General features: G+C 45.8%; 17 protein-coding genes. 13 read left to right on the top strand and 4 right to left on the bottom strand.

Going from position 1 to position 20,810, the window contains the following annotated elements; translation table 11 throughout:
* The first annotated feature begins 280 nt into the window (after positions 1-280).
* The 12 genes from darG to H9L42_RS04405 all read left to right on the top strand — a co-directional run bounded on the left by darG (position 281) and on the right by H9L42_RS04405 (position 14,503).
* Complete coding sequence (darG, locus tag H9L42_RS04355) at positions 281-1,375, top strand: type II toxin-antitoxin system antitoxin DNA ADP-ribosyl glycohydrolase DarG (RefSeq protein ID WP_187302164.1); 1,095 nt, start codon at positions 281-283, stop codon at positions 1,373-1,375.
* 489 nt (positions 1,376-1,864) lie between these two features.
* Positions 1,865-1,993 carry a hypothetical protein gene (locus H9L42_RS17150; protein WP_283243211.1) on the top strand — a complete coding sequence of 43 codons (129 nt, stop codon included), beginning with the start codon at positions 1,865-1,867 and terminating at the stop codon, positions 1,991-1,993.
* 460 nt (positions 1,994-2,453) lie between these two features.
* On the top strand, positions 2,454-3,596 hold the full coding sequence (locus H9L42_RS04360) for an acyl-CoA dehydrogenase (RefSeq protein WP_187302165.1): 1,143 nt from the start codon (positions 2,454-2,456) through the stop codon (positions 3,594-3,596).
* A 20-nt stretch (positions 3,597-3,616) separates the two neighbouring features.
* A complete protein-coding gene (etfB, locus tag H9L42_RS04365) occupies positions 3,617-4,414 on the top strand; it encodes an electron transfer flavoprotein subunit beta (RefSeq protein WP_187302166.1) in 798 nt (265 codons plus the stop codon).
* 22 nt (positions 4,415-4,436) lie between these two features.
* Positions 4,437-5,717: an electron transfer flavoprotein subunit alpha gene (locus H9L42_RS04370; protein WP_187302167.1), complete on the top strand. Its 1,281-nt coding sequence runs from the start codon at positions 4,437-4,439 to the stop codon at positions 5,715-5,717.
* Positions 5,718-6,013: 296 nt separating this feature from the next.
* On the top strand, positions 6,014-7,456 hold the full coding sequence (locus tag H9L42_RS04375) for a 4Fe-4S dicluster domain-containing protein (RefSeq protein ID WP_187302168.1): 1,443 nt from the start codon (positions 6,014-6,016) through the stop codon (positions 7,454-7,456).
* Positions 7,457-7,467: 11 nt separating this feature from the next.
* Complete coding sequence (locus tag H9L42_RS04380; RefSeq protein WP_187302169.1) at positions 7,468-8,850, top strand: sigma-54 interaction domain-containing protein; 1,383 nt, start codon at positions 7,468-7,470, stop codon at positions 8,848-8,850.
* A gap of 289 nt (positions 8,851-9,139) precedes the next feature.
* Positions 9,140-10,660: a BCCT family transporter gene (locus H9L42_RS04385; RefSeq protein WP_187302170.1), complete on the top strand. Its 1,521-nt coding sequence runs from the start codon at positions 9,140-9,142 to the stop codon at positions 10,658-10,660.
* A gap of 31 nt (positions 10,661-10,691) precedes the next feature.
* Positions 10,692-11,612: an agmatinase gene (gene speB / locus H9L42_RS04390; protein ID WP_187302171.1), complete on the top strand. Its 921-nt coding sequence runs from the start codon at positions 10,692-10,694 to the stop codon at positions 11,610-11,612.
* 177 nt (positions 11,613-11,789) lie between these two features.
* Positions 11,790-13,394: a Na+/H+ antiporter NhaC family protein gene (locus H9L42_RS04395; RefSeq protein WP_187302172.1), complete on the top strand. Its 1,605-nt coding sequence runs from the start codon at positions 11,790-11,792 to the stop codon at positions 13,392-13,394.
* A 94-nt stretch (positions 13,395-13,488) separates the two neighbouring features.
* Positions 13,489-14,082 (top strand): nuclear transport factor 2 family protein, encoded by a 594-nt coding sequence (locus H9L42_RS04400; RefSeq protein WP_187302173.1) that lies wholly within the window; start codon positions 13,489-13,491, stop codon positions 14,080-14,082.
* A gap of 31 nt (positions 14,083-14,113) precedes the next feature.
* Positions 14,114-14,503 (top strand): GGDEF domain-containing protein, encoded by a 390-nt coding sequence (locus tag H9L42_RS04405; protein ID WP_187302174.1) that lies wholly within the window; start codon positions 14,114-14,116, stop codon positions 14,501-14,503.
* Positions 14,504-14,518: 15 nt separating this feature from the next.
* Here the strand turns inward: H9L42_RS04405 and H9L42_RS04410 are convergent, their stop codons facing one another.
* From H9L42_RS04410 to H9L42_RS04420, 3 genes are read right to left on the bottom strand one after another with little or no spacing between them, the layout of a single operon-like run.
* The gene (locus H9L42_RS04410; protein WP_187302175.1) at positions 14,519-16,102 is read right to left on the bottom strand and encodes an acyl CoA:acetate/3-ketoacid CoA transferase; all 1,584 of its coding nucleotides are present in this window, start codon (positions 16,100-16,102) and stop codon (positions 14,519-14,521) included.
* Between the two features lie 17 nt (positions 16,103-16,119).
* Positions 16,120-16,896 carry an enoyl-CoA hydratase/isomerase family protein gene (locus H9L42_RS04415; RefSeq protein ID WP_187302176.1) on the bottom strand — a complete coding sequence of 259 codons (777 nt, stop codon included), beginning with the start codon at positions 16,894-16,896 and terminating at the stop codon, positions 16,120-16,122.
* 16 nt (positions 16,897-16,912) lie between these two features.
* Complete coding sequence (locus H9L42_RS04420; RefSeq protein WP_187302177.1) at positions 16,913-18,220, bottom strand: GntP family permease; 1,308 nt, start codon at positions 18,218-18,220, stop codon at positions 16,913-16,915.
* A gap of 176 nt (positions 18,221-18,396) precedes the next feature.
* Here H9L42_RS04420 and H9L42_RS04425 point away from each other — a divergent pair, with 176 nt between their 5' ends.
* Positions 18,397-20,184, top strand: a complete 1,788-nt coding sequence (locus H9L42_RS04425; protein ID WP_187302178.1) for a S8 family peptidase — start codon at positions 18,397-18,399, stop codon at positions 20,182-20,184.
* 38 nt (positions 20,185-20,222) lie between these two features.
* On the opposite strand, the gene H9L42_RS04430 is transcribed toward H9L42_RS04425, so the two are convergent.
* Complete coding sequence (locus tag H9L42_RS04430; protein WP_187302179.1) at positions 20,223-20,804, bottom strand: Maf family protein; 582 nt, start codon at positions 20,802-20,804, stop codon at positions 20,223-20,225.
* Positions 20,805-20,810: the final 6 nt, after the last annotated feature.

Genomic DNA, 20,810 nt, shown 5'->3' on the forward strand with positions numbered 1-20,810 from the left:
CATCGATATCGGAAATCCCTCCGGAATATGCTTTCTCCAATATTTTGTTGATGAGTTTTTTTGCGATTTGTTGTATAATTGTTTCCATAAGAGACCAGTTCCTTTCGTGAGTTTTTGTGGTGAAAACTATTTTATCATTTTGGAACTGTCTCTTTTTATTTCTCTCTCAAAAATTCCACAATTATTTTACACTATCCTAGAAACTATGCAAAATTTATTGCTCCAAATGAGATGGAAACCGCTCTGGATTTTGAGATAATATATATAAGAGACTGGAACGATGACGATGCTTTTGAAAAAAGCAAAAGAAAAGACATTAGTTAATACAGTTAATTGTGTGGGTGTAATGGGGAAAGGTATCGCAAAAGAGTTCAAAGAACGATATCCAGATATGTTCAAAGAATATGCCGAACTCTGTGAACAAGGCAACCTACAGCCTGGTAAACCTTATTACTATCAGGATTTACTGGGAAATTCTATAATCAATTTCCCAACAAAAAAACACTGGCGCTCACCTTCGAAGCTTTCCTATATTGTCCAGGGATTAAAATGGTTTGTTGATAATTATAAAGAATTAAATATATCATCCGTTGCCTTTCCACCCCTTGGATGTGGTAATGGTGGTTTAAATTGGGAACTTGTTGGCCCAATCATGTATCATTGGCTTAAAGATTTACCGATTGAGGTTGAAATTTATGCTCCGTTTGGTACAAAAACAAACCAACTAACACGCGATTTCCTGGAGTCGAATTTAGTCCATTCACCAAGCGAGGTTTTAGGCACAAAAAGTTTATATTTTAATCCGAAATGGATGCTTATTTTAGAAACTATTAACCGTATAAACCAGCGAAAATATAGTTTCCATGTTGGTAGAGTGATGATGCAGAAAATCTGTTACATCCTGACAGATTGTGGGATTGATACCGGTTTTAAATTTAACAAAGGATTATATGGTCCATATTGCAGAGAAGTAGATAGTGCTATCACAGTTTTTTCAAATGCGAATCTTATTATTGAAAAAAATATCGGTCAAATGGTTGAGATGCAGGTAACGAAAAACTTTAAATTTATTGAAACAGATTTTGATGTTCAAGAAAAGAATGCGGTTGAAAAAACGGTAGACCTTTTTTCTCGTATAAAACGAACAAGTCAGGCAGAAATGGTTTCAACAGTAATTTTTTCTTACAGAGACTTAGTTTCTCATAGTGATGCCGTGTCAGAAAAAGATATCTTTGATTATGTAATAAATTGGAAACCCAGGTGGAAAAATAAAAGAGATATTGAACTTGCAGATTCAATTCGAAACCTCGCTATACTTAAATGGATTTCCCCTATGTATAGTGAGGAACTACCTGTCCCTGATGATATTATATAGTAAAGATACAAATAGGTGAACGGAAACAGATTAACCAAGAGCAAAGAAAGTCGCTAGACAAAATCAGTACAAAGAAAAGGGGAAACAGTGATATAGTAATAGAGTAAGCTGGAAACGGGATAAGAAAGCGACCGGCTATCAGATTACATACGCCCAGAACAAAAAGTTCAAAAAGGCAAAAAGAACATCACCATCAGCAAAAACAAGACGGTGAAACGGACTATCAAAAAGCTGAAAGTGAGAAAAACATACTATGTGAAAGTCCGTGCATACAAGAAAGTCGGTAAGACAAAGATTTACGGTGCTTACAGTAAAGTTAAAAAAGTCAAAGTGAGATAATTAATAGCCACTCAACACTTTTTTATAGGCAGTCTCTTAGGAAGCAAAATGTTTTCTGAGGGGCTGTTCTTTTTTTGGAAAGAGCAGAGAAGCAGGAGAGCAACCTATAAACGAGAAAATCCATGGCATTATAGCGCCGAAAAGTGTGGCATGAATATGAAATTTGCTCAGTATATCATGGGGCACTCGAATATCAGTATTACGATGGATAGATATACACACATTGTAAATGAAGATATGGTTAGAGAAGAAATAGGAAAACTGAAGCAGGTGACATAAGAGCTCACAAATGGCGTAAAAATGGTGTAAAATCAATTTTGTAAAGGAAAAACAGAAACTGGAAACAACAAATTCAGAGTGAAAAAACATTGATTCCGATCGAATTTTATCAGCCAAAAAATAAAAACAGATGGGATTTGTTAAAAATACTACAAAACGGCTCCCAAAAAGCAAATTAGTACAAATAATAGAGAAAGAAAAAACAAGCATGTGTCAATTTTATGTCTTGTCGGTGTTTTTTAGAAGCAGGAATATTCTTGTATACAACAGAAAAGTCTGAAAACGGGAAAAGGGCTAAATAATTTTGAGAAAAGGGCAAAAAACCACTTGCAATAATTGATACAATATGGTCTAATAGGAGTGTATGGTCGTTACTTTTGTAACAAAGTGACTATTAAAACGCGGACAATTTTAATAGACCGACCACGTACCGTTATTAATAATTTAAGGAGGCATTTACATGAACTTTCAACTCACGAAGGAACAAGAATTCGTAAGAAAAATGGTAAGAGAGTTTGCTACGAACGAAGTTGAGCCAATCGCAGCAGACATCGACCAGGAACACAGATTTCCAGTTGAAACCGTAGAAAAAATGGCTAAGTATGGTTTGCTGGGCGTACCGTTCCCAACAGAATATGAAGGCGCCGGCGGAGACTACATCTCCTATGCCATCACAGTAGAAGAACTGTCCAGAGTATGCGCTTCAACAGGCGTTATCTGCTCCGCGCACACTTCCCTGTGCAGCTGGCCGATCTTCAACTGGGGAAATGAAGAACAGAAGAAAAAATATCTTCCGGATCTGCTCTCAGGAAGAAAACTGGGTGCTTTCGGTCTGACAGAGCCGGGCGCTGGTACAGACGCTGCCGGACAGCAGACAAGAGCGGTCCTGGAAGGTGACGAATGGGTTCTGAATGGGTCCAAAGTATTTATTACAAACGGCGGATACGCTGATACCTTTGTAGTAATGGCTATGACAGATAAATCAAAGGGAACTAGAGGCATTTCCTCTTTCATCGTGGAAAAAGGCGATCCTGGATTCTCCATCGGTAAGACAGAGGACAAGATGGGTATCTGCGCTTCCTCCACAACAGAACTGATTTTCCAGAACTGCAGAATCCCGAAAGACAGACTGCTGGGTGAAGAAGGACAGGGCTTCAAAGTAGCGCTTTCCACTCTGGACGGCGGACGTATCGGTATCGCTTCTCAGGCTCTGGGTATTGCGCAGGGCGCGTTCGACGTAACGGTTGAATACATGAAGGCGAGAAAACAGTTCGGAATGAAGCTGTCCCAGATGGAAGCTCTGAGATTTGAAGTTGCGGAAATGGCGACAAGAATTGAAGCTGCAAGACTGCTGGTTTACCAGGCTGCGGATATGAAAGAAAAGCATCTTCCTTATGGAAAGCAGTCCGCTATGGCAAAACTGTTTGCTGCTGAGACTGCGATGTATGTAACAACCAAGTGCGTACAGCTCCACGGCGGATACGGATACACGAAGGATTATCCGGTAGAAAGAATGATGAGAGACGCGAAGATCACTGAGATCTACGAAGGAACTTCTGAAGTTCAGAAGATTGTTATCGCTGCATCCGTGCTTGGAAAATAAGGAAGAAGGAGGAAATAGAAATGGCATTTAAAATTATTGTATGCGCAAAACAGGTTCCAGATACAAACGAAATCAGAATCAATCCGGAAACCGGTACTCTGATCAGAGATGGTGTTCCAAGTATCTTAAACCATGACGACGCAAATGCTTTAGAAGAAGCGCTGAAAATTAAAGATAAATTCGATGATGTTCATGTAACAGTTATTACAATGGGACCTCCGCAGGCGGAAGATCTGCTGATCGAAGCTCTGGCTATGGGAGCTGACGAAGGTATCCTTGTAAGTGACAGAGCAGTAGGCGGATCCGATACATGGGCGACTTCCAATGTACTGGCTGCCGCTGTACATAAAGTTGGCGACTACGATCTGCTGTTCGCAGGACGTCAGGCGATCGACGGAGATACTGCTCAGGTTGGTCCGCAGCTGGCTGAAAAGCTGGATGTGCCGCAGGTTACATACGTACAGAAGTTTGAAATCGCGGACAATCTGAAGGATATCACAGTTGAAAGACAGCTGGAAGACGGATATGAAGTAATCAACATTCAGACTCCGTGCATGCTGACTGCGATTAAAGAATTAAACACTCCGAGATACATGTCCCTGAAGGGAATCTTTGATAAAGAAAAAGATATCAAGGTATGGAACGCGAAGGATATCGAAGTAGACCTGAACACGGTAGGTCTGGACGCTTCTCCGACAAACGTATTCCGTTCCTTCACACCGAAGCCAAAGGGCAAAGGCGTTCTGGTTGAAGGCGACACAGAAAAAGATATTGCTAAGAACCTGCTGATTGGTCTTAAAGGCAAACATGTAATCTAAGAAGGAGGAGGAGAATAATACTATGGCTATTCAAGTTATAAAAGATAAATGTAAAGGCTGCAAATTATGTCTGAAAGCATGTCCGTTCGATGCGATTGACATGGACGGCAAAGTAGCTGTTATCAATGAAAAATGTACAGCTTGTAACCAGTGTATCGCAGCATGTCCGTTCGATGCGATCGAAAAGACTGGTGATGATGCAGCGGTTGATCTGAGCGCGTACAAAGATGTATGGGTATTTGCGGAACAGAGAAACGGCAAACTGATGAATGTTGCTCTGGAACTGATCGGCGAAGGCCGCAGACTGGCGAAAGAAATCAGTGAAGATACAAAAGTTTGTGCTCTGCTGGTTGGTGACGGAATCGATCATCTGGAACAGGAATGCTATGAATACGGTGCGGAAAGAGTTGTCATGATTCAGGATCCGCTCCTTAAGAACTACACAACAGACGGTTATACAAAAGTAATCGTTGACGCGGTAGAAGAATACAAACCGGAACTGGTTATCTACGGTGCGACTCACATCGGAAGAGACCTGGCTCCGAGAGTAGCGGCGAGACTGAACACCGGTCTGACTGCGGACTGCACAAGACTGGACATCAAAGTTTCCAGCTACATTGAATACGCGAAGAACAACACAACTCTGGACACTTCCACTCTGGATCCGAACGATCCGAGCACTGGAATCAAGCAGACTCGTCCGGCATTCGGCGGTAACCTGATGGCGACTATCATCTGCCCGAAGACAAGACCGCAGATGTCCACAGTAAGACCTGGCGTAATGCAGAAGAGAGACAGAGTTGCAGGCGCAACTGGCGAAAGAGTTGACTACAAGCCGCAGATTTCGGAAAGCGACATCAGAATCCAGATCAAAGACATCGTTAAGTCCGCTAAGGAATTAGTTTCCCTGACAGACGCAGACATCATCTGCTCCGGCGGAAGAGGTCTGGGTGATCCGTCCGGATTCGAACTGATTAAAGAATTCGCTGATAAAGTTGGCGGAGTTGTTGGTTCCTCCCGTGCGGCAGTAGACGCTGGCTGGATCGATCATTCTCATCAGGTTGGACAGACTGGTACGACTGTTAAACCGAAAATCTACTTTGCATGCGGTATCTCCGGTGCTATCCAGCATCTGGCAGGTATGCAGACTTCCGATATCATCGTTGCAATCAACAAAGACCCGGATGCTCCGATCTTTGAAGTTGCGGACTTCGGTATCGTAGGCGACCTGTACAAAGTAATTCCGGAAATCATTGCGGAATGGGATAACGCAGAAGAATTATACGATGCTTCCACAAAATAAATAAAGGTACGAATATACAATGCAAAAGGGCGTGGTTCTTAAATGGGCTGCGTCTTTTTGCATATTGGCGCAGATGCGGGCCGGGGATTGGGAATGAGGGTGAGAGTGAGGGTGAGAGTGAGGGGCTGACTAGCTTAGGCGCTCAATATGCAAGGAAATAAAATGTATTTATTTGCTGTATGAACATAAAATGTTAAAACTATCTTGCAGATTTTGTGTTGTCATGATATAATGATTATAAATTGTTAAAGAAAAAACAATCTGTGGATTTAAAAAATGAGTAAAAGGTGGTAAACATGAGAATTTTTGATACAAATGTACAGGAACTGAAATACAAAGTTTTGATGGAGGTTGCTTATCAGACCTGGTTGGGGAACGATTCTTTTGCGGTGTTTAATGAGATCGCCAATGAAATCGTAAAAAAGGGCGAACCGCCTATGAGCTGCTGTATTTATAAAGACAGGGCCATTGTAGCGGAACGGATTCGCATTGCTCTTGGCGGAAATAAAGATAATCCGAATGTAATTCAGGTTATTGATATTGCCTGTGACGAATGTCCGGAGGCGGGGCATACGGTTACGGATCTTTGCCGTGGTTGCGTAGCGCACCGATGCGCTGACGCCTGCAAGCTGGGCGCGATTTATTTCGATGATGAGCAGATGGCGCACATTGATAAGAGCAAATGTGTGGAATGCGGAAAATGCGCGGACGTCTGCCCTTACAGCGCCATCGCGAACTTTAAACGACCATGTGAGCGTGCATGCAAGTTTGACGCTATCAGTATGGCAGAGGAAGGGGAGGCACAGATTGATAATGACAAGTGTGTCGCCTGCGGCGCGTGTGTCTACCAGTGCCCCTTTGGAGCGACCGTGGATGTCTCCAGCATTGTGGATGTCATTCATACGATTAAAGAGAGTGAAGATAATAAAAAATACAAAGTATACGCTATGGTGGCGCCGGCGATCGCCAGTCAGTTTACTTACGCGAAGCTGGAACAGGTGGTTACCGCTATTAAGGAGCTGGGATTCTATATGGTGACGGAGGCCGCTCTGGGCGCCGATATGGTTGCTTATGATGAAGCGCAGGAATTGATTGAAAAGGATTTTCTGACGAGTTCCTGCTGTCCGGCTTTTGTAAGGTACATAAAGACGAGATTCCCGGAACTGACGGATCATATTTCCCACAACCTTTCGCCTATGGCAACTTTGGGGAAATTTATTAAGGAACACGATCCGGACGCGAAAATTGTGTTCATCGGGCCATGCACTGCGAAAAAAGCAGAAATTAAGCAGGATCATGTAAAGGATTATATTGACTATGTTCTGACTTTTGAAGAACTGCAGGCTCTGATTGACAGTAAGGATATTATCGTTGAAGAACTGCCGGAGACATCGCTGGATGAGGCGTCCTATTTCGGACGGATTTTCGCAAGAAGCGGCGGTGTGACAGCAGCTGTGGAGGAAGCAGTCAAAGAACTGAATCCGGAAGGATTTGTCTTCAATCCGATTGTCTGCGACGGCGTGGATAAATGCAAACCGGCTCTCATGCGGGCCAGCAAGGGGCTGATGAAGGATTACAATTTTATTGAAGGGATGATTTGTTCCGGCGGGTGCATCGGCGGCGCCGGCTGTCTGACCCATGGTCCGGCTAACAAGAAAGAAGTGGAGGAATACGGAAAAGAATCTTCTGCAGAGACCATCAAGAGCGCTATTGACAGGGCGGAAGAACAAGGTCTGTAAAAGGAGGGAACATGAGAAAACGGGAGGCGGTAACAAAGCTTCTGGAAGAGCATTTTGACGCGATTTTTAATGCGATTCATGACGACCTTCTGATTTCCGACGGAGAAGGCGTGGTGCTGCGGGTGAGCCCGGCTTTTGAAGAACGGTACGGCGTCGATCAGGAGCGCGTAGTAGGAAAAAGTGTGTATGAACTGGAAGCGGAAGGGATTTTTAAACCTTCGGTGATCGCGAAAGTGTTGGAGAAAAAAGAAAAAATCACCATGCAGCAGAAAAACAGCAGGAAACGAAACATCGTAGTAACCGCAACGCCTGTCTTTGATGAAAAAGGCCGGATTCGGCTAGTAGTGAGTTATTCGCGGGATATAACGGAAATGATGGAACTGCAGGAACAGTATTCTCAGCTGGAAAACAAGATCGGGCAGTATACAGAAGAGATTAACCAGCTTCGTCAGAAAGCAGCCCTGGAAAACGGCGTGATCGGACATTCGAAAGAAATGGAGCATATTTTGGAGACGATCCGGAGAATCGCGGACTTTGACGCGAATATCCTCATTCTGGGACCTTCGGGAGTCGGAAAAACAATGCTGGCGAAAATTGCGCATCAGCAGAGCAAACGGAGAAAGGGCCCGTTTATCGATATTAACTGCGCGGCAATTCCAGAGCACCTTCTGGAATCCGAATTGTTCGGATACGAAAAAGGGTCCTTTACCGGCGCAGGACCGAATGGGAAAGTTGGTTTGATCGAACTGGCCAACGAAGGTACACTGCTGTTAGATGAGATTTCAGAGATGCCGCTCGGTCTGCAGGCAAAGCTGCTGAAAACGATTCAGGATAAAGTGCTTACACGCATCGGAGGTACGAAAGAAATTAAAGTTGATTTTCGGCTGATTACTGCATCGAATCGGAACTTGGAGGAGGCTGCGAAGAAGGGACTGTTTCGTAAAGATTTGTATTACCGGCTGAATGTCATTCAGATCCAAATCCCTTCTCTGCGTGAGAGAAGAGATGACATTCTTCCGCTGATCGATTACTTTACAGAAAAAAATAACGAGAAATACGGACTGCACAAATCCTTTCAGCCGCATGCGCTGGAAGCGCTTGTGAACTACAGCTGGCCGGGAAACGTGCGGGAACTTTCCAATATCGTAGAACGGGCGCTGATGACCAGCGAGGGAGATCAGATCCAAAGGGAGGTCCTGCCGGCCGAGGTGCTGAAGGAAGAAGAAAAACAGACAAGAGACGTAAATGATTTAAACAAGGCGATTGAGGAATTTGAAGGAGAGCTGATCCGAGATGCTTATCGAAAATACGGAAGCAGCATCGGAGTTGGAAAAGCCTTGGGAATCAGCCAGCCAACCGCTTACCGGAAAATACAAAAGTATATTGGCAAATAAAAAAGAGCAAGTTAAAAAATTGCTCTTTTTTATTTGCCAGAAGCCGGGGACCGCATAGAAGGAGAAAATATTCAAAAATGAATGACATATTCGAAATTGAATATGGAGAAAAAGGCTGATTTTACAAAGCGTTTGCGGAACATAATTCGGATGTGAATAATCAGTGGTTTTGCAATGGATAAAAAGGTTGAAATTTTCAGCTTTTTGTTTTGGCATGGGATTTGCGTTAATTATAGGCGGCATGCCGATAATTCATTCTGTTATTTCTTAAAACACTAGGAGGTTGTTTATGGAGAAGCAAAATAGCAAGATAAAAGACAAAGCAATTATTGATAAACCTATTTCCATTGTCTGTATTATTCTTGTTGCCATCTTTGTATTTTTTATGTGCCTGAAACCAGAGGCGACCCTCAATGCAGTAAACGCGGTATTTAATGCAGTTACATCGGTAATGGGAGTACCGATTTTATGGTTTGTATTTATTGGTTTGTTTTTATGTTTGTATCTGGCGCTGAGCAAGCATGGAAATGTTAAACTGGGAGAAGGAGAACCTGAATACTCCCTGTTCAGTTATATTGCAATGATGATGTGCGCGGCTCTGGCTGCGACCGCATCCTACTATTCGTTTGTAGAGTGGTCCTTTTACTATGCGGACCCGGCCTTCGGTATTGAGCCTTATTCGCAGGAAGCGGCGGAGATGTCCCTTTCTTATGCGTTTTTCCATTGGGGGTTCAGTGTGCAGGTTATCTTTGTGCTGACTGCAGTTTCTCTGGCTTATGCGTATCATGTGAAAAAAGTTCCGGTTCTGAGAGTCAGCGCAGTATGCGAAGCGATGCTTGGAAATTTCAAGTATAAGAAACAGCTTGGAAAGCTAATTGACGCCCTCACAATCTTGAGTATTGTAGGAGGAATGGGAGTTTCCCTGGGAGTAGGTGTTCCGCTGATCAGCGCAGGGATTGGAAAGATTTTCGGCATTGAAGTAACCTTTACGACAAATGTAATTGTACTGATTCTGGTAGCCGTCGTATTTTCGATTACTTCCATTGTTGGAATTGAGCGGGGAATGAAAAAACTGAGCGACTGGACACTGTATGCCGCTATTTTCTTAATCGCCTTTATCTTCATTACAGGACCGACACAGTTTATATGGAAAAACTTCACACAAAGTGTCGGCACCATGATTAGCAACTATGTGGATATGAGTTTGTTTACCGATCCGATTCGGGAGTCGGGATTCCCGGAACTGAACACCATTTTCCTGTTTACTCTGGCCCTGAATTACGCGGCTTTAATGGGAATCTTTATTACAAAGATCTCAAAGGGCAGAACGATTCGGGAGATGATTCTGACCTGTCTTGGCGGAATCAGCATCGGAACCTGGATTATGTTTGGAGTAAACGGAAGCTTTGGCATGGAAGCGGAATTGAGCGGAACATATGAGCTTTCAAAGGCAGCCGATACACAGGCAGGTCTCTTTGAACTGTTTGAGCAGCTTCCTGGGGGCACCATGATTATTCCGATTATTTTTACACTGGTGACGCTGGGATTCCTGGCGACATCACTGGATTCCGCATCCTTTACCCTGGCGGCTTCCGCTACAAAGAAACTGGATAAAAACGGGAATCCGAATTCCAAATTCCGTCTTGTATGGTGCGTTGTTCTGGCTTTGGTGCCGCTTTCCATCATGTTTGCCGGAGCGCCGTTTGATACGATTAAAACCATCTGTATTGTGCTGTCCGTGCCATTCCTGTTTGTCATTATCGGCATGTTGATCGGCCTGTTCAAATGGTTTAAAGAAGATAATAATTAAATGAAATGTGAAAAGAGAGGAGAAAAGGAAAATGAAATACGAAGTACAAGAACATCTGCATTACGCTGGAATTCCGAGCTGGAACCACTGCCCGATTACACAGGATGTAGAAGGCGCGGACATTGTTGTTATGGGAGTGCCCTTTGACAGCGGCGTGACCTTCCGGCCGGGAGCGCGCTTTGCCCCGAGAGCGGTCAGAGAACAGAGCCTCATCGCCTGCTGCTTCAAATATCCATGGGAGTACAAACTGGCGGATGAAGCGAAAGTGGTGGACTATGGCGATGTCGGTTACTGGGTTGGAGCGAAAGCAACGGAATTCATGGTGGAAGATTCCTACAAACATGCGAAAAAAATTCTGGATGCCGGATGCAGCCTGATGACCATTGGAGGCGATCATACGATTCCGTACGGACCGGTGAGAGCGGCAAGCGAGAAGTTTGGAAAACTGGCGTTAATCCATTTTGACTCTCATCAGGACAGCACAAAGAGTGAGACAAAGGCAGATGGAACGAGGAATCTGTCCCACGCCAACTTCGCTTATGATCTGCAGGAAGAAGGATGCATCGATCCGGCTCATTCGGCTCAGGTATTCATCCGGACCGAAATGACGGAATGCGGGTACAATGTGATTCATTCCATGGACGCGCTGGACATGAAGCCGGAAGAACTGGCGGAAAAAATCAAGGGGATCGTAGGAGATATGCCGGTTTATCTGACCTTTGACATTGACGCTCTGGATCCGGCGGCGGCTCCGGGAACAGGAACCCCGGTTATCGGCGGACCGAGCTCTGACTTTGTGCGGAAGGTCCTGAGAGGGCTGAGAGGAATCAAAGTCGTTGCTGCGGATATGGTAGAAGTATTGCCGGATAAAGATCCGAGCAACATTACCGCCATTGCGGGAGCCGCGATTACACAGGATATCATGTACCTGATGTATGAAGCCAGAAAATAAACAGGAAAACAGACAGAACGCGCAGCATCAAAAACGGCTGCGCGTTTGCTGTTTAGCGCTGAAAATACTAGAATTTCAATAATTTTGTCGATAAGAACTTTACAAGTGATCGCCATATTGATAGAATAGATGATGTATGCCAATACATCATTTTTTATTTGTTAGGAGGTTTTACTTATGGAATGGGAAGCTGTCAGTGTAGGGCTTCTTTCAGTACTGCCCCCTGTTGTGGCGATTGTACTCGCGCTCATCACAAAGGAGGTCGTATTTTCTCTGGTATTGGGGATCCTGTCCGGAACCGTTATTTATTCTTTCGCGCATGGTGACGGATTTGTAGGAATCTTTGATAACACAGTAAATTTAATGGGAGGCAAGCTGGCGGAAAACACCAGTATGATTTTGTTTTTATGCCTGCTGGGAATTCTGGTCGCGCTTGTCAATAAAGCGGGTGGATCAAAGGCGTATGGAGAATGGGCAGTGAAAAAATTGAAGAGCAAACGCAGCGCGTCTGTCGCGACTTGTGTGCTCGGAGTGCTTATTTTCATTGACGACTATTTTAATTGTCTGACCGTTGGTACAGTTATGCGTCCGGTAACGGATCGGTTTCAGATGTCGAGAGAAAAGCTGTCGTATCTGATCGATGCGACGGCAGCGCCGGTCTGCATTATCGCGCCGATTTCATCCTGGGCCGCGTCGATCATGTCTTACTATCCGGAGTCTGCGGGAATGAACGGAATGACAGCGTTCTTAAAATCGATTCCGATGAATTTATATGCGATTCTGACTCTTGTTATGATTTTCTATATTGCAATCAAAAAGAATGCGGATTACGGTCCGATGTACAAGGCAGAAGCCCTTTCGGCAAAGGGTATCAATGAGGGCAGAGAAGAAATCGAGGATATGGAAGAGGAGTTCCTGAGGCAGATAAAAGGAAGCAAAGGAAAAATCATCGACCTGATTATTCCGATCTGCGCGCTGATCGTTCTTTGCGTTCTGACGATGCTTTATGTAGGCGGATACTGGTCGGGAGAAGGAATGTCTCTCTTTGACGCGTTCGGAAATACAGACGCGGGATCGGCTCTTGCGTTAGGAGCTTTCTGCGCTCTCATTTTCGCCTTTATTTATTTTATGCTTCGGAGAGTATTAACTTTCAAAGAATTTTTCGACTGCATCGGTCCTGGAGTGAAATCTATGGTTCCGGCCTGCATCATTCTGACTCTGGCATGGACCATCAGCGGAGTATGCCGCGATCTTTTGGGAACCGGGCCGTATGTGGCGCATCTTGTAGAAGTTTCCGGCGTACCGGTCTGGATTCTTCCGGCGCTGATCTTCATTGTTGCGTGCCTCTTATCCTTCTCGACAGGTACTGCGTGGGGAACCTTCGGAATCCTGATCCCGATTATTATTTCGATCTGTGAAATCGCTGCGCCAGAACTGCTGATTACGACCCTGTCTGCGACTCTGGCGGGATCTGTATTCGGCGACCACAGTTCTCCGATTTCCGATACGACAATTCTGGCCTCTACCGGCGCGCAGTGCAATCATCTGCAGCATGTAGGAACACAGGTGCCCTATGCGGCGACGGTTGCGGTATGCTGTCTGATCGGTTATATTATCGCAGGCCTTACTGGAAAACTCGGTTTTGGAATCAGCACCGTCATTACGCTGGCTGTGTCACTGGTACTGCTGTTTATCGCACTAAACATCCTGCCAAAAAAATATGGCGAAAGCCGGTATCATATCAATGAAACGGTTAGGGAACAAAACAGCGGCGCCGTATAGCGGATGATGATTTGAGATGACTTTTTGAAGTGAACCCCTATGCGGATGGAGAGTAAGCTGCATAGGGGTTTGTTATAAAGGGGAGGTGCTTTTATTGTCAGAACAGGAACGGATTAGAGCGTGCTTTTGTGCTTTTATTGAGGGAAGCCTGATTACTCACAACATTGATGAAGTCATTCAGCTTTTTACAGAAGATGTGATGGGAATCGGAATGGGAGCGCAGGGAATCGTGCGCTGCAGAGAAGATCTGCGGCCGATTCTGCTGAATACCAGAAACGATGTGGATGATACAAAGACGGTAATTCAGTACAGCAATATGCAGATCCGCTATTATGGGGAGGATTACGCGGGAATCAGCGCGACCGTTTCCATTACAACAATCACGCGGGGCAGACAGCGGAAAAGCCATATCGGACAATGCGCCGGCATGCGGAGAATCAATGGGGAGTGGAAGATCAATATGGTGCAGGCTACGCCACTGTCTGTCGATATTCAGGAAATCGATGCCTATCCTCTTTCTTTTGCAGAGGATGAGATTGAAACCTACCGGAAACAGGAACAGTTCTCCAATATCATGCAGAAGAATATCATTGCGACATATAAAGTAGATCTTGAGAAAGGGGAATTTGAGGACTATCTCTCAACTGATCGATATTCTGTGCCGGTGGAGGCGGGCGAATGCGCGTAAAAAGATTGAACTGGCAATCGAACTTTATTCTATGCCAATGAACGGCGCGTTTTTTATGATCGACCTGGATCGGTTCAAACAGATTAACGAGACCGCGGAAATCTTAAAATTCGTGTTCTGCGAAGACGATATTATTGGACGAATGGGCGGCAATGAATTCTGCGTGTTCTATACTGGAAGGAACCGCGATGAAATTCTGGAAGCAAAAGCCGCGAAGATCTGTGAGGAAGCCCGAAAGATCCTGCCTGTCCGGGAAGGGAAGGCAGGAACCTCCGAGAGCATCGGAATTGCAAAGGGGTATGGAAACGAAGAATTCAGCGAACTCTACCGCCGGGCGGACAGGGCCTTGTATGTGCAGAAATTTCAGTACGGAAAAGACGGATACACGATCTATGAGCAGCTGGATGAGGAGAACGAGTAGAGAAGCGTTGCGGTTCTATTTCTGCTCGGATAATTTCAGATTCATTTTCTCCGGAAGAAACAGAATTCTGTTCATAAGTTTCAGATCCGGGGAAATCGCGGGTCGGAATTCCATTTTCCCCAGAATATCCCGATCCAGATCTGCGCCGGGAGCAATTTCGGTAAGGGTGAGGCCCTGGTCGGTCAGGCGGAAAACCGCGCGCTCTGTTATATAGAACACCTTCTGTACGCCCTTTTCCCGCGAGTAATGACCGGAAAAGGTGATATGCTCCACATCGTTTTTTAATTTGATATACGGACCATCTTTGATAATCCGAAGTTGGCCGTCTTCAATTCGGATATCGCTTTTTCCGGCTGTAAAAGTACCGAGGAAGCAGACGGTTTTCGCTCCCTGGGAAATGTTGATGAAACCGCCAGGTCCTGTCACTTTTCCGGCAAACTTGGAGACATTGACATTTCCATGCCGATCGATTTCCGCCGCGCCGAGTCCTGCGAAGTCGATACCGCCGCCGTCGTAAAAATCAAAGATATCCGGCTGCTTTAAAATCGCTTCCGGATTATAGGCGGCGCCCGTAGCGATACCGGGTGCCGGGACGCCTCCGGTTACGCCGGATTCGATACTGGATGAAATTTGTTCAATAAGCCCTTCTTCATTGAGGACTTCAGAGATGCCCATGGGGATTCCAATCCCCAGATTAATAAAGTCTCCGGCATGAAGCTCGAGAATACCACGGCGGCAGATGACTTTATGAATATCAAAGGGAAGGTTCTCGATATTGTCGAAGGGGATTTTTTCATCGCCGCACCAGGAAGGAACCGGTTTCCTGTTCCCGATGAAGTGCTGGCCTGAGTTTTCCGGATCGCCCAGGATCACATAATCAACAAGAGCGGAAGGAACCGTTACCATCTGGGGATGGAGCTGCCCGTGCTCTACGATTTCATCCACCTGAACCATAACGATGCCGCCTGAATTCTTCGCGGCAGCGGCCATTTCAAATTGTTCAATGTGGAGCGCTTCTTTTTCCACGGAGATATTTCCCTTTGTATCCGCTTTGCTTCCTTTAATAATCGCCACGTCCAGGGGGAAAGCCGGGTAAAAGAGATACTCTTCCCCATTCAGGTTCAGCAGCTGTACAATCTCCTCTTCGGAAGCTTTCGCCGCGTCGTTGATTTTTCCGCCGTCAATGCGGGGATCGACAAAAGTTTTCATTCCAACCTGGCTGATGATGCCGGGGCGGTGGGCGGCGATGGCACGCATCATATGGGAGAGAACCCCCTGGGGCATCATGAAAGTCGGGAACACATTATCCATGATAAGGGGGTACAGCTTTGGCGCCAGACTCAGATTACTGCAGAGAAAACGGCGCATCAGGCCTCTGTGGGCAAAATGGTTGATTCCTCTTTGCTGACCGTCACCGCCAAGCCCGGCGACATTTACGACCGACAAATCCCGCGGATGGTCCTCTCGGATATAGCGCTTTTCAATGGCAGTAAGAATATCATCCGCCAGACAAAAACCGATAAATCCGTCGATAGCGACAGTTGAACGATCTTGAATTAAGTCAGCGGCTTCGGCTGCGTTAATAAATGTAACAGACATGATAGATCCTTTCTTTTTTATTTGTTCCTAAATACGACATTTTTTTCTTTTCGAATAAAAGCGCCCATACCGGTTTTCTGATCCTCCGTTTCAAATAAAACGCGAAACGCTTCCCGCTCAAAAAGGCATCCTTCTTCGATACTTGCGTCCCTTCCGAAGCGGATCGCTTCTTTCGCGCTGCGGACAGCGATGGGCGCGTTCTTTCCGATGGATTCGGCAAGGCGCAAGGCTTCTTCCATCAGAGATTCCGCGGAAACAACGCGGCTTACAAGTCCCAGCCTCAGCGCTTCCTGCGCGTCGATTCTTCTCGCGGTGTAAATCAGCTCCTTGGCGGCGGATTCTCCAATCACCCGGGGAAGACGCTGTGTTCCGCCTGCCCCGCAGATGACACCCAGGCTGGTTTCCGGCAGGCCCATTTTGGCGTTTTCCGAAGCAATGCGAATGTCGCAGGCAAGAGCAAGCTCCAGACCTCCGCCGAGAGCGTAGCCATTGATAGCAGCGATGACTGGAAGTTTCATGGTCTCTATTTTCATATTCAGTTCACTGCCAAGGGCGGACCACGCAAAAATGGAATCCGCGTCTTTGGCATACATCTCTTTGATATCCGCTCCCGCGATGAATGACTTTCCGCATCCGGTAAGAATCAGGGCGCGAAGCTCCGGGTCCTTTTCCGCTTTTTCAAGCGCGTCCCGGATTTCCTTCATGAAACTCTCGCACAGAGCGTTCAGGGAAGATGGGCGATTAAAGGTAAGAATTCCGGTATGGTTTCTTTTTTCATATAAAACATCGGACATTGGAAAGCCTCCTTTTTCAGCCAAAGATAATACACAGCGGCAGGGCTACAAGGAAGGTAGCGGCGATGGGTATTACCAGGCATGTAACAAAATTGTATTTATAGGATAATTTATGAGTCGTATTGCAGATGGCGAACACAGAGACAATCGATCCGTTCCAGGGCAGCGAATCCAGACCTCCGGAACCATCGGCGCAGAGCCTGTGTATAAACTCCAGATTGTAACCCTGCGCTCCGTAATGGAGGAAGGTGTCTCCCAGAGTTTCGTACATAAGGGCGATTCCGCCGGAAGCCGATCCCAGGATACCCGCGGAAACATTGGCGCCGACAGCGGCGACCACATACGGATTCGCGTCGGAATGAAGCAGCATCTGGGTCGCGAACTCATAAAATGCGGTTTCCTTTACGACAGAGCCAAAGCCTACAATGACGGCAGTATTGAGGATAACTGTAATCGAGGACAGGGCTGCCGAGTTGAACATTTCCAGCATCTCCGACTTGGGAAGATAAGGGAAAAACAAAATCAGGGCGAGAACAATGCCCATCAGAAGGCAGATGACGATATCCAGCTTGGTCACGTTAAAGACAATCAGAACAAAGGCGATGGGAATGATGGAAACGATTCCGTTAGGGGCGTTTTCCTCTTCCTCGATCCGTTTCACACTTTCCGGCCATTGGAAATGCTCGCCCCGCAGTTTTGCTTTTTTCCCCTGGTGATTCATGAATAACACGATCGATACGGCCATAACCAGAGCGCCGGAAAGTCCGGGAAGCAGTCCCGCGTAGGAAGGCGTTCCCAAATACTGCATGGAAACAATGTTGGGAATCTGCGGTGTAAACGGTCCGGTCATGGCGAAGGTCCACATACCGCCGCAGACGATTCCGGGCAGCAGATAAGTAGGGTAGTCCGCGTCCTCAAAGAGCTTGAGCGCGATAGGATATACGGAGAAAATGATAACGAAACTGTTAATCCCCCCGTAACTTAGAATCGCGGCGGAAAGCATACATGCCAGCATACAGTTTTTCGCGCCGAATTTTCGGGAAATAATCGATCCGATCTTGGAGGCGGCTCCGGAGTTCTGATACAGGTTTCCAAAGATATTTCCCAGAAGAAAGATAAAGAAATAAGATAGAAAAAAGTCTGTGACACCGGACATGTAAGTCTCGGTTACACCTTTAAATACTGGGATTTGACTGGTGAGGCAAACCAGAATGGCTGCCATAGGGCCAATCAGAATCGGGGAAACCCGCTTGAAGATAAGAATTGCCATGCCCGCCATGGCAGCAAACACTCCCAAGGCGGAAATAAAGGTTGTTGTGTCCATTTTTTTAAGTCCTTTTCTAAAAATTGTTTCTTGAATCATTATACCACTTTTTGGCCGATCTTGGTAGGGGGACATGGAATCTGTAAGGAAGCTGTATCGCTTTAATTGACGAAATTATCAATTGTTGATATAATTATAAAAACAAAAAAGATATTGCAAGGAGAGTATCAGGGGAGATGAAGATGAAGAAAATTACAGCGTTGGCGATTGCCTTTTGTCTGGCAGCGGTTACGATTGTGCCGGGAATGCAGACAGGCGTCGCGTATGCGGGTGAGCAGCAGGAAGCTTCGCTGGAAGGTGATTACGCGAAGGACGAAATTCTTGTAGTTTTTGAGGAGGATGTGAATAAAAAGGAAGCCCAGGAAGTGGTGGATCAGCAGGATGGAAAAGAGCTGACCGTTTTGAACACTCCCCAGGAGGAAGTGACCGGATTGGTGGAACTTCCGAAGAAACAGGATGTGGAAGAGGCGGTGGCCGAGTACCAAAAGGATCCGGACGTGGCCTATGCGCAGCCGAATTATAAGTATAAGCTGGCGGAGAGCTCCGCGAAGACAACTTCCACCACCGCGAGCCTGAATGATTCTTACCGGGGATCCCTCTGGCACCTGAATACAATTCAGGCAAAAGAAGCCTGGGATGTGTTGGAAACAAAACCTGCGAAAAAAGCGAGAGTGGCGGTGTTGGATACCGGCGTGGATCTGGGACATCCGGATCTGCAGGCAAACCTTTTAAAAAATTTATGCAGAGATACATCAGATGGTAATATTCGTTCCCTGACTGGTGATGAAAATGGACACGGAACTCATGTCACAGGAATCATCGGAGCGACTGCCAATAACGGTGCGGGAGTTGCGGGTGTCGCCAGTGGAGCTTCCAATGAATTCGTGGAAATGTTTGTAGTGGATATCTTTCGAGGTGAGTATGCGTATACAACAGATATAATCGCTGGGATCGAGTACGCAGTGGAAAGCGGGGCAAAAGTTATTAATATTAGTGCCGGCTATGCGAGTCCTTACGCGACCATTGATGATGTGTTTTTAGAAAACGCGGTAAACAATGCGGTAAACCAGGGTACGACCGTTGTATGCGCGGCGGGAAATGACAATAATACAGTGACCAACTATCCTGCGGATTTTGATGCGTGCATCAGTGTGATTTCGACAACGTCAGGCAATAGAAGAGCTAATACTTCAAATTATGGATCCGCAAAAGATATTTCCGCTCCGGGAGAAGCGATTTTCAGCACTTATAGAAATGGAAGATATATAGAGGCTTCCGGAACGTCTATGGCATCCCCGGTGGTGGCAGGGACTGCGGCGCTATTGTATGCGGCAGAACCGGGGATTTCCGTCAACAAAGTAAAATATATTCTCTATCATTCAGCTACGGACATTTACGGAAGAGGATGGGATTCCAATTCAGGATATGGAATAGTTAATGCGTACCGGGCCGTTTCTATGCAAGGGGGCGTATATACAGTCGCTTATCGGCTTAACGGAGGGAAAAACAGCTCGCTGAATTCCACCTATTACTATGGCAGACTGACACTGAAGAATCCAACGCGGAGGAATTACACTTTTTCAGGGTGGTACCGGAACAGTAACTTTACATCCAGGGTCTATACATTGGGTGGAGGTAATTGCACTTTATACGCCAAATGGAAGAAGGTGAAGGTCAGCAGAGCCTCCATTAAATCTCTGAAGCGGCGCTCCGCGAGAAAAGCGAAAGTATACTATAAAAAGGTAAGCGGAGCCAAAGGCTATCAGATCGCGTATTCCACAAGCAGGAAATTTAAAAAGAAGCAGACAAAATATAAAACCACCACATCTAGATCGAAAACCCTGACTCGCCTGAAAAAGAACCGGACCTATTATGTAAAGGTGCGGGCCTATAAAAAAGATTCTACGGGGAAAAAGGTTTACGGAAAATACAGCAAAGTAAAAAAGGTAAGACTAAAACGATAATTTGCAGACGATAGGAAATGATAAAAAAGAACTGGACATTAAAAGCGTTCCAGTTCTTTTTCTATGCGGCTCCAGGGAAAGCCGATGACATTTTCATAATCTCCTTCAATATGATCCACATACTGGCCGAATGTACCCTGAATGGCATATCCGCCTGCCTTATCATAGGGTTCTGCTGTTTTCACATAGGAGGACAGCTCGGCCTCGGTGTAGTCGCGGAAATATACTTTCGTCCTTTCATAAAAAAGCCGCCGCAGAGGCTGTCCAGCCTGCAGCAGGCAGACTCCGGTGATGACATAATGCCAGTTGTTTCGGAGGAGGGATAAGGTTTCAAAGGCCTCTTTCTCATCTGCGGGTTTTCCGATGATCCGGTCTTTGTAAACGATGGTATCAGCGGCGATAATGACAGGAGCGGATTCTTTTTGCGCGTCTGTCAGCGCGGACTCTGTCCAAAGAGCCTTTCTGCAGGCCAGATACATAACAGAGGTTTCTCCATTCATGGGAAAGGGAAGCGTTTCCTCGATTTCGGCAGGAAGAATAGCCGGATGATATCCTTTTTGCTTCATCATTTCAATTCTTCGCGGCGAACCGGAAGCCAGAATTAAATTTGCTGTTTTCATAAAAAA

Origin of the sequence: Zhenpiania hominis (genome assembly GCF_014333425.1) — a bacterium.
Lineage (GTDB): Bacteria > Bacillota > Clostridia > Peptostreptococcales > Anaerovoracaceae > Hominibacterium > Hominibacterium hominis.